The organism is Nevskiales bacterium, assembly GCA_035574475.1.
In the GTDB taxonomy this organism is placed as follows: Bacteria; Pseudomonadota; Gammaproteobacteria; order Nevskiales; family DATLYR01; genus DATLYR01.
The window spans coordinates 1-11,304 of record DATLYR010000056.1; the positions used below are offsets into that span (position 1 = coordinate 1).

Genomic DNA, 11,304 nt, shown 5'->3' on the forward strand with positions numbered 1-11,304 from the left:
CCACCTTCAACCGCCTGCTCGAAAGCAGCGGCGAGCGCGAGATCAGCACCACCATGGCCTTCGTGCAGATGCTGCAGGTGCTGTGCCGCGACAAGGCCATCGGCCCGCGCATCGTGCCGATCGTGCCGGACGAGGCGCGCACCTTCGGCATGGAGGGCATGTTCCGCCAACTCGGCATCTACTCGGTGGTCGGCCAGCTGTACGAACCGCAGGACAAGGACCAGCTCGCCTATTACCGCGAGGACATCAAGGGCCAGATCCTCGAGGAAGGCATCACCGAGGCCGGCGCCATTTCCTCCTGGATCGCGGCCGGCACCAGCTATGCCAACCACGGCGTGCCGCTGATCCCGTTCTTCATCTTCTACTCGATGTTCGGCTTCCAGCGCGTCGGCGACCTGTGCTGGGCGGCGGGCGACATGCGCACGCGCGGCTTTCTGATGGGCGGCACCGCCGGGCGCACCACGCTCAACGGCGAAGGCCTGCAGCACGAGGACGGTCACTCGCACCTGATCGCACACACGGTGCCCAACTGCCGCGCTTACGACCCCTGCTTCGCCTACGAGCTGGCGGTGATCATCCAGCGCGGCATGGAAGCGATGTATGGGCGCGGCGAAGACGTCTATTACTACATCACGGTAATGAACGAGAACTACGTCCATCCCGCACTGCCGGCCGGCGCCGAGGACGGCATCGTGCGCGGCATGTACCGGCTGGGCGGCGACGACAAGCCCGGCAAGCTGCACGTGCAGCTGCTCGGTTCGGGCACCATCCTGCGCGAAGTCATCGCGGCGGCCGAGCTGCTGAAGAGGGATTGGAAAGTCACCTCGGAGGTGTGGAGCGTGACCAGCTTCAGTCAACTGGCGCGCGACGGCGAGGATGCCGAGCGCTGGAACCTGCTGCATCCCGAGGCCAAGTCGCCGCGCGAGAGCTATGTGGCGCAATGTCTGAAGGGGCGCAAGGGCCCGGCCATCGCCGCCACCGACTACATGAAGGCCTATGCCGGCCTGATCCGGCCCTTCGTGCCGATGCCTTACGCGACGCTCGGCACCGACGGCTTCGGCCGCTCGGATACGCGCGAGGCGCTGCGTGATTTCTTCGAGGTGGACCGGCGCTGGATCACGGTGCGTGCGCTCAAGGCGCTGGCCGATGAAGGCGCCATCGCGTCCGCCGTCGTGGCCCAGGCGGTCGCCCAATACGGCCTCGACCCCGACAAGCCGAACCCACTGACGGTATGATCGGTCGCGCCCCTCCGGATGACCGTCATTCCGGCGCAAGCCGGAATCCAGCGCCTTTTTGCCGGCAACACCAAAGTCACTGGACCCCGGCTTGCGCCGGGGTGACGAAAAACTAGACCCATGGCCACCGTCGAACAGAAAGTCCCCGATCTCGGCGATTTCAAGGACGTGCCGATCATCGAGCTGCTGGTCAAGCCCGGCGACAGCGTGCAGGCGGAGCAGGGCTTGCTGCTGCTGGAAAGCGAAAAGGCCACCATGGAGGTGCCGGCCAGTCAGGCGGGGAAAGTCGTCGAACTGAAAGTGAAGACCGGCGACAAGGTGTCGGCCGGTGATGTGATCGCGCTGATCGAGACATCGGCCCCCCCACCCCAAGCCTCTCCCACGAGGGGGGAGGGGGCTCGCCCATCCGCGCCCGATAAGAGCGCCCCCTCCCCCTCGACGGGGGAGGGAAAGGATGGGGGTGAATCGAAGCCGCTCACCCCCCCACCCCAACCTGCCCCCGCACAGGGGGAGGACGTAACGCCTGTCATCATCGCCACGCCCGGCAGCGTGCACGCCTCGCCGGCGGTGCGACTGTTCGCGCGCGAACTGGGCGTGGACCTCACGCGCGTCAGCGGCAGCGGGCCGAAGGGCCGCATCCTCAAGAGCGACGTGCAGGCGCACGTGAAGAAGGTCATGGCCGGGGCGCAGCTCGCCGCACCCGGCGGCGCCGGCCTGCCGCAGATGCCGGCGATCGATTTTTCCAAGTTCGGCCCGGTCGAAAGCAAGCCGCTGTCGCGCATCCGCAAGCTGTCGGCAAGCAACCTGCACCGTTCCTGGGTGCTGGTGCCGCATGTCACGCAGTTCGACGAGGCCGACATCACCGAGCTCGACGCCTTCCGCAGGGAATCCGCCGAGGATGCCAAGAAGAAAGGCATCAAGCTCACCATGCTGGCCTTCCTGCTCAAGGCCAGCGCCAAGACGTTGCTGGAATTCCCGGAACTGTGCGCCTCGCTCGCGCCGGACGGCGAGAACCTGGTGCTGAAGAAATACGTGCACATCGGCGTGGCGGTGGACACGCCGAACGGCCTCGTGGTGCCGGTGATCCGCGACGTGGACAAAAAAGGCATCTTCCAGCTGGCCGAGGAACTGGCGCTGGTGAGCGAAAAGGCGCGCGCCGCACGGCTGTCGCCGCCGGACCTGCAGGGCGGCTGCTTCTCGATCTCCAGTCTCGGCGGCATCGGCGGCACCAAGTTCACACCGATCGTGAATGCGCCCGAGGTCGCGATCCTCGGTGTGTCGAAGTCGCAGATGCGCCCGGTGTGGGACGGCAAGGGCTTCGTGCCGCGGCTGATCCTGCCGCTGTCGCTGTCCTATGACCATCGCGTGATCGACGGCGCCCAAGCCGCGCGCGTCACCACCTATCTCGCCGAACTGCTCGGCGACATCCGCCGCCTGCTGCTATGAGTGCCCGCGAAGTTCGCGTTCCCGACCTGGGCGACTTCAAGGATGTCGCCGTCATCGAGGTGCTGGTCAGGCCCGGCGACCGGGTGGAAAAGGAACAGCCGCTCATCACCCTGGAAAGCGACAAGGCGACCATGGAGGTGCCGGCCACCGAAGCTGGTATCGTCAAGCAACTGAATGTCAAGGTCGGCGATAAGGTTTCGGCTGGCGACTCGATTTTGGTTCTGGAGCCGAGCGTGGAGGCTCCGCCAGCGCCTGCAGCCTCGAAGCCAGCCTCGCTGCCGCCCACTTTCCCAGAAAAACCCAGCAAGTCCGCAGCATCTTCCACAAAGCTGCCGCAGAATGCCGACATTATGGCCGAAGTTATGGTCTTGGGCGCGGGCCCCGGCGGCTATTCCGCGGCCTTCCGGGCTGCGGATCTGGGCAAAAAGGTGGTTTTGGTCGAGCGCTACCCCAGCCTGGGCGGCGTTTGCTTGAACGTGGGCTGTATTCCTTCGAAAGCCCTGCTTCATGCCGCCAAAGTGATCGAAGATGCCGGCATGATGGCCAAACATGGCATCCGTTTCGGCCCGCCGACCATCGACCTGCCCGAGCTGCGGCAATACAAGACCAGTGTCGTTACGAAACTGACCGGGGGGCTGAAAGGTCTGGCCAAGCGCCGCAAGGTTAGCGTGGTCCAGGGTGTCGGCCGCTTCACCGGGCCGCACAGCCTGGAAGTGACCGGAGCGGACGGTAAGAAGCTGCTCGTCGGCTTCGAGGCGGCGATCATTGCGGCCGGCTCTGCACCGATCCGCCTGCCCGGCCTGCCCGACGACCCGCGTATCATGGACTCCACCGCGGCGCTGGAACTGCCCGACATCCCGGAGCGGCTGCTGGTGATCGGCGGCGGCATCATCGGCCTGGAAATGGCCAACGTCTATGCCGCGCTGGGCAGCAAGGTGGACGTGGTGGAGATGACGCCGGGCCTGCTGCCCGGCGCGGATCCCGACCTGGTCAAGCCGCTGCACAAGCGCATGCAGGCGCGCCTGGCCGCGATCTACACCGCCACCAAGGTGGCCGGCATCGAGGCCAAGCAGGACGCGCTCCACGTGAAACTCGAGGGCAAAGACGCTCCCGCATCAAAGGTCTACGACCGCGTGCTGGTCGCGGTCGGGCGTCGGCCGAACGGCCACGGCATCGGCGCCGAGGCGGCCGGCGTGACGGTGGACGCGCGCGGTTTCATTCCCACCGACGCCCAGCTGCGCACCAACGTCCCGCACATCTTCGCCATCGGCGACGTCACCAAGCCGCCCCTGCTCGCGCACAAGGCCGTGCACGAGGGCAAGACCGCGGCCGAGGTCATCGCCGGGCACAAGGCGGCCTTCGACGCGCGCTGCATCCCGAGCGTGGTCTACACCGATCCCGAGGTGGCCTGGACCGGCCTGACCGAGCTGGAGGCGAAGGCGGCCGGCATCGAGGTCAGCGTCGGCCGCTTCCCCTGGGCCGCGAACGGCCGCTCGCTCGGCATGGGCTATAGCGACGGCGTCACCAAGATCCTGTTCGACAAGACCAGCGGCCGCGCCCTCGGCGGTGCCGCGGTCGGACCCAATGCCGGCGAGCTGATGGCCGAGATCTCGCTCGCCATCGAGATGGGCGCCGACGCGCAGGACATCGGCCTCACCGTCCACGCCCACCCGACGCTCTCGGAAACCGTGGCCATGAGCGCCGAGCAGGTCACCGGCACCCTCACCGACCTCTGACCGAAACCGCCCCCTTCCGTAACCCCCCGCTTTCGGGCGCATAATCGCCTCTGGACCGCCGCACAAGACAACGGCCGCCCGCGACGGGCGCGCCATAACAGGCGAGGGTGCGACATGAAAGCGCTGTCACCGATGGACGCGATGTTCCTGGTTGCCGAGCTGCGGCGCCAGCCGATGCACGTCGGCGGCCTGCAGCTGTATTCGCTGCCGCCGGAGGCGCCGCGCGACTTCATCCGCCAGATGGTGGAGAAGATGCGCGAATACGCCACGCCCGAGCCGCCCTACAACCAGCGGCTGGTGTTCCGCGGCAACTGGTTCTGGACCGAGGACGACCAGTTCGACCTCGACTACCACTTTCGCCACCTGTCGCTGCCGCAGCCCGGTCGCATCCGCGAGCTGCTGGCGATGACCTCGCGCCTGCACGGCAGCCTGATGGACCGCAGCCGCCCGCTGTGGGAAACCAACGTGATCGAGGGCCTGCACGACGGCCGCTTCGCCATCTACTCCAAGGTGCATCACGCGCTGTTCGATGGTGTGGCCGCCACCCTGGAGGCGCGCAAGGCGCTCAGCGAGGACCCCGACGAGCGCGACATGCCGCCGCCCTGGGCGCGCCCGCGCACGCAGCGCCAGCGCAGCGAGGCGGACGCGCAGGCCGGCACGCCGATCGACACGCTGGTCAAGTCGCTGCGCACCAACTACCGCATCCTGCCCGGTATCGCGCGTGGTCTCAAAGACCTGCTGCGCCGCAGCCACAAGGACCTTGCCGACGCCACGCCCTATCAGGCGCCGCCGACCATGCTCAACGTGCGCATCAGCAGCAGCCGCCGCTTCGCCGCGCAGTCGTTCTCGCTGGCGCGCATCAAGAGAGTCGGCAAGGCCGCCGGCGCGACCGTCAACGACATCGCGCTGGCGATGTGCGCCGGCGCGCTGCGCGAATATCTGCTGACGCAGAACGCGCTGCCGGACAAGCCGCTGATCGCGATGGTGCCGGTGTCGGTGCGCGCCGCCGACGGTCCCGAGGGCGGCAACCAGGTGGCGGTGATCCTGGCCAACCTCGGGACGCAGATCGAAGACCCGGCGCAACGCCTGGAGACGATCGTCAGCTCGACCAAGCGCGCCAAGGAGCGCATGGCGCAGATGAGCCGGCTGGAGCAGATGGCCTATGCCGCGGCGGCGCTGAGCCCCATGGCGGTGACCTCGCTGCTCGGCCTGGACCGCATCCGCCCGGCCTTCAACCTGGTGATCTCCAACGTGCCGGGCCCGACGAAGCCGCTGTACTGGAACGGCGCGCGCCTCGACGAAAGCTACCCGCTGTCGATCCCGATCGACGGCCAGGCGCTCAACATCACCCTGACCAGCTATTGCGACAACGTCGCCTTCGGCTACACCGCCTGCCGCCGCTCGCTGCCGAGCATGCAGCGGCTGCTGGATTTCACCGAGAACGCGCTGGCCGAGCTGGAAGCGGCCTGCGGCACCGGGCACACGAAAAGAAAGGAGCACGCATGACGCGCCACCGCTTTATCCCGCGCCTGTTCGCCGGCCTGCTGGCGGCGGCCCTGCTGGCCGGCTGCGGCGAGCAGCTGCCGGATCTCGTGCAGCTGCCGGCCAACAAGCCCGCGGCCCTGCACATCAAGGGTGTCAGCGTGCTGGACGTGGAAAGCGGCAGGCTCACCGCCAACCGCGACGTGATCGTGATCGGCGACACCATCGCCGCCATCGCTCCCGCGGGCGCGGCCGAGGTGCCGCCCGGCGCGCAGGAGATCGACGGCAGCGGCGCCACGCTGCTGCCGGGGCTGATCGACATGCACAGCCACCTCGGCAACGCCTCGGCGCCGCGCTGGGCCGGTGAGCTGCCGGATCCGCCGCGCAACATGCAGGCCTATCTTTACTGCGGCGTGACCACGGTGTTCGATGCCGGCGGACTGGCACCGCGCATCTTCCGCCTGCGCGATGACGCGGTCGCCGGCAAGCTGCTGGGGCCGCGCATCTATGCCGCCGGGCCGATCTTCACCGCCAAGGGCGGGCATCCCGCGGCGGTGCTGCAGGTGTTCGCGCCGTGGTGGATCCGCTGGTACCTCATCCCGCGCTACACGCGCCAGCTGGAGACGCCGGAGCAGGCGCGGCTCGCGGTGCGCGAGGTGGCGGGCATGGGCGCGGATGCCATCAAGCTGGCGGTGGACCGCATCCCCGAGCAGACGCCGCGCCTGCAGCGCGAGATCATCGATGCCGTCGTCAACGAGGCGCGCGCGCTCAAGCTGCGCTCGGTCGCGCACATCGGCACGGTGCAGGACGCGATCGATGCGGCCGATGCCGGCGTGGCGCTGTGGGTGCACGGCGTCTACAAGGAGCGGATCCCGGATGAGCAGATCGCGCGGCTGGCCGCCTACCGGATCCCGATGGTGCCGACGATCGGGGTGTTCGAGGGCTATGCCCTGCTCGGGCGCGGCCCGCGCGTGCCCAGCAAGCTGGAGCGCGAAACCCAGCGCGCCGAGGTGCTGGCCGCCTTCGACAGCGTGCCGCAGAGCGAGGACATGGATTATTTCCGCGCCTATCTCGAAAACCTCCACGCGCAACGCCAGAACTGGCGCGACAACGTGCGCCGCCTGCACGCGGCCGGCGTCACGATCCTGGCCGGCAGCGACACGCAATCCGGCGTGTTCCCGGGCGCCGGCCTGCACCGCGAGCTGCTCTTGCTGCAGGAATCCGGCCTGACGCCCGCCGAGGTGATCCGCGCCGCCACGCTGGATGCCGCGCGCTATCTCGCCGGCGGCGAGGCGCTCAAGTTCGGCGCGGTGCGCGAAGGCCTGCAGGCGGACCTGCTGCTGGTCGAGGGCAACCCGCTGCAGGATCTGCGCGCGCTGGAAAACATCCGCCAGGTGATCAAGGGCGGCGTGCCCTTGCAGCGGCGGGCGCTGAACGCCGGCGGCTGAGGGTGTGGCACCCGTAACTGTGCGTACCCGATCAAATACCGAGTGCCGCAGGGTCGGCATGTACCGGGCTTGTTTTTATTTGTAGGCCTGTAGTAGGTTCCGTACGCACAAGGATGGATCGGGTCCGCGGACAGTCCGCCGGCATTGGGGGTCAGGCCGCACCCCCGGCCCGGGTTGCCACGAACCCTACGCACAGGAAGCTTGAGCATGGATGCTCGAATATCACGCCCACAGGAAAATCCCTCTTCCACACCGATTCCTCAAGCAGATGCGCCATGGTCATGGCGCCTCTGGGCCTGTATGGCCTTGTGCGCGGGCTTGTTCGTATCCACCCAGGCCCCAGCATCGGATTGCGTGGCCACGGGCGGGAGCATGACCTGTTCCGACATCCTGTACTCGCCGTGGACGTATCGCTACGTTGACACCGGCTGCCACTCGAGTCAGTCCGTATTCCGCGCGATCTGCGAGATCTGGTACGAAGGCCAATGGGCCAACGGCAACGACTGCCTGAACAGCTCGCCCCTCACCGAAGACAACATGGCCCAGCGCTCGCGCAACTGGGCCACGCGCAGCGGTGTTTGCAGCGTCTCCGACCACACCGTGCATCCCTGGCTGGCGCCTGGACAGACTCTCGATACCGGTTGGTGCGCGCATGGTGTAGTGACGGTTTATTACACCAATGGCATCGAGACCACTAACTGGAGGGAAATCCGCACCAGCGGGACGCGCGGCACGGGCTGTGCCACGAGTTATAACGTGCAGAGCATCGTCAGGCGCGACCGCTCGCCGACGACGAACTGCCCGGCGGGCTACACCAAACGCACCATGAACAATCGGGCTGAATGCGTGCGCGAACAGGAAGAAAGCCATTGTCCTTCGAGCGAGGACCGGGAATGTGAAGGGGCCGACCCGGGCGCACCGCTTGGCGGCCCCGCGCTGGAGGTGGGCAATCCGATCTCGCCGGGGCTTGGCAGCAAACGCCAGACCGAGACCGACTATGCCGCTGCGGGCACGAGCCCGCTCAGGTTCGTGCGCAGCTACCACAGCAATGGTCATTTCAGGGTACCCGGCGACCCCGAGGCGCGAACTTCTTCGATGGGGGACTACTGGCGCACGAACTACGATCGCTATCTCTACGCTATCCCGGAGAGCACATACGTGATGGCCATCGCGATTCGGCCGGGTGGTTATATCAAGCATTTTGATGCCAGCGGAAAGGAAGTGGCCAGCCCAACCCACAGTCGTGAGCGGATCGAGCGAATCACGGATGTGAACGGCGCCTGGACGGGCTGGCGCTATTACTCGGCGCTGGACGAGGTGGAGGTTTACGACACGCGCGGCAGGCTGCTGTCCATCACCGACCGTCGCGGCATCGTGCAAACCTTGACCTACAGCGACGCGAGCACGCCGCCGTCCATCGCGCGTGCCCCGGGCCTGCTCGTTCGCGTGAACGACGGGCTTGGTCGCTCACTGTCCTTTACTTATGACGACAGCCGACGCATCACCAGCGTGTCCGATCCGGCCGGCAACCGTTATCGCTATCAGTACGACAGCACCGGAAACCTGAAGTTAGTACAGTTTCCCGAGCGCGATGGCGTGGCTCCGCAACGGCTGTACCACTACGAGAATGCAACCTTCAAGTCAGCCCTGACCGGCATCACCGACGAAAACAGCCAGCGCTACGCCACCTGGACCTACGACAGCCTTGGGCGCGCCACCTCCAGTGAGCACGCCGGAGGCGCAGGACGGCACACGCTGGCCTTCAGTGGTCTTAGCACGACGGTTACCGGCCCGCTCGGCGCCGCCGTCACTTACCAGTACACGCTGAACAACGGCGTGCGCCGCAACACCGGCGTCGTTCGCAATTGCGCAAGCTGCGGCGGCAGTACCTCTGCCAGCACCACCTACGACGCCAACGGATTTGTATCCAGCCGTACCGACTTCAACGGCCGCGTCACGCAGTACACGCATGACGCGCGGGGACTGGAGACCCGCCGCACCGAGGCCGCCGGCACCGCGCAGGAACGCAGCATCACCATCGCCTGGCATCCGAGCTTCCGCCTGCCGGTCGAGATCAACGAGCCGGGCCGGCGCACTGAGTATAGCTACGATGCCTCGGGTAACCGCCTGTCCATGACAGTCACGGACATGGATACCGGCGAATCCCGCACCACGGCCTACAGCTACACCCCGCAGGGCCTGCTGGCCTCCATCGACGGCCCGCGCACGGATGTGGCGGACATCACCAGCTTTGCCTATGACAGCCAGGGTAACCTGACCTCCATCACCAATGCGCTGGGCCACATCACCCGGATCACGGCCCACGATGCCCACGGCAACCCATTGACGATCGTGGACCCGAATGGAGTGGAAACCACCCTGACCTACGACGCCCGCCAGCGGCTGCTGTCCCGCAGCGTAGCCGGGGCGGTCACAGCCTTTGAATATGACGGGGTGGGCAATCTGACCCGCCTCACCCTGCCCTCCGGCGCCTTCCTGGCCTATACCTACGATGCCGCCTACCGGCTGACGGGCATCCGGGACAGCCTGGGCAACCGCATTCACTACACACTCGATGCCGCCGGCAACCGGACGAAGGAGGAAGTCTTCGACCTCGCCAATGTGCTCCGGCGCCAGCTGCAGCAGGAATACGACCAGCTGGGCCGGCTGAAAAAGGTTCTGGGCGCCAACGGCCAGGTGACGGAATTCGACTATGACGCCCAGGGCAACCGGACCTCGCAGACCGAAGCGAACAGCTTCACCACCCAGACCCAGTACGACGCCCTGGATCGGGTGCTCAAGGTCACTGATGCGGCCAATGGTGAGACTGCCTATGGCTACGATGCGCTGGATCAGCTCACTTCCGTCACCGACCCCAAGGGCCTGAGCACCACCTACACCCGCAATGCCTTCGGCGAGGTGACTCAGCAGGCCAGCCCCGACACGGGGACCACCGCCTATGCCTACGATGCCGCCGGCAACCGCATCCGACAGACCGATGCCCGCGGCATCACCGTCACCTATGCCTACGATGCCCTGAACCGCCTTACCGCCGTGGATTATCCGGGCACTGCCGAGGATGTCGCTTACTTCTACGACGGTAGCAATTACGGCGGCACCAGCGGCATTCCCGCTGGCACGGCGCATGCAACGGGGCGGCTGACCGGCATCCGGGATCCAAGCGGCAGCCAGGCCTACCGCTACACCGCACGCGGCGAGGTGAGCGAGCGTATGAGCGTAATCCGCAACGTGATCTATCGCCTGCGCTACGAATACGACCCGGACGGTCGCCTGGTGCAAATGACCTATCCCAATGGCCGCGTCGTCAGCTATGAGCACGATGCCGGTGGCAATGTCCGGCGCATCACGACCGAGCTGGCCGGACACAGCCAGGCGCTCGCGGAGGATATCGGGTATCTCCCGTTTGGTCCCGCCAGCCACAAACGGCTGGGCAACGGCGTGGCGGAAATCACGGATTACGATCTCGACTACCGGGTCTCCAGAATCCAGGCCAGCGGGCTGCTGGAGCGGGGCTACTACTACGACGCGCGCAACAACATCGAGGCGATCGAAGACGGCCTGGATTCCAGCCGCGGCCAGCTTTTCGACTACGATCCGCTGGGCCGGCTCAGCCGCGCGCAGGGCGTTTACGGCGCCTTGGCCTGGACCTACGATCCGGTCGGAAACCGCCTGTCAGAGACACGCAACGGCGAGACCAGTCATTATCGCTACGCAAGCGATCGCCATCACCTGGCCAGCATCGAGAGCGGCAAAAACAAGATCGCCTTTGCCTACGACGCGGCGGGCAATACGCTCAGCAAGGCGCGGCAGCGGTTCACTTACAACCAGGCCGGACGCATGGAAAGCGCGACGGGCAAGCCGAATACCGGCCACGTCTATAACGCCAGGGGACAGCGTGTGATCAAGACCACAGGCAACAGGGCCACGGTCTATCAT

6 protein-coding genes are annotated in these 11,304 nt (G+C 66.6%); all 6 read left to right on the top strand.

The window, feature by feature from the left end:
- The coding region (gene aceE / locus VNJ47_03320) for a pyruvate dehydrogenase (acetyl-transferring), homodimeric type (protein HXG27861.1) at positions 1 to 1,235 on the top strand (1,235 nt) is incomplete at its 5' end.
- A gap of 120 nt (positions 1,236 to 1,355) precedes the next feature.
- Positions 1,356 to 2,681 (top strand): dihydrolipoyllysine-residue acetyltransferase, encoded by a 1,326-nt coding sequence (locus tag VNJ47_03325; protein ID HXG27862.1) that lies wholly within the window; start codon positions 1,356 to 1,358, stop codon positions 2,679 to 2,681.
- A complete protein-coding gene (gene lpdA, locus VNJ47_03330; protein HXG27863.1) occupies positions 2,678 to 4,417 on the top strand; it encodes a dihydrolipoyl dehydrogenase in 1,740 nt (579 codons plus the stop codon). The genes VNJ47_03325 and lpdA overlap by 4 nt, the downstream gene beginning before the upstream one ends.
- A gap of 114 nt (positions 4,418 to 4,531) precedes the next feature.
- A complete protein-coding gene (locus VNJ47_03335) occupies positions 4,532 to 5,923 on the top strand; it encodes a wax ester/triacylglycerol synthase family O-acyltransferase (protein ID HXG27864.1) in 1,392 nt (463 codons plus the stop codon).
- Positions 5,920 to 7,347, top strand: a complete 1,428-nt coding sequence (locus VNJ47_03340) for an amidohydrolase family protein (protein ID HXG27865.1) — start codon at positions 5,920 to 5,922, stop codon at positions 7,345 to 7,347. Before VNJ47_03335 ends, VNJ47_03340 begins: the two co-directional genes overlap by 4 nt.
- Positions 7,348 to 7,719: 372 nt before the next feature.
- Positions 7,720 to 11,304: DUF6531 domain-containing protein (locus tag VNJ47_03345; GenBank protein HXG27866.1), on the top strand; the 3,585-nt coding region annotated here is incomplete at its 3' end.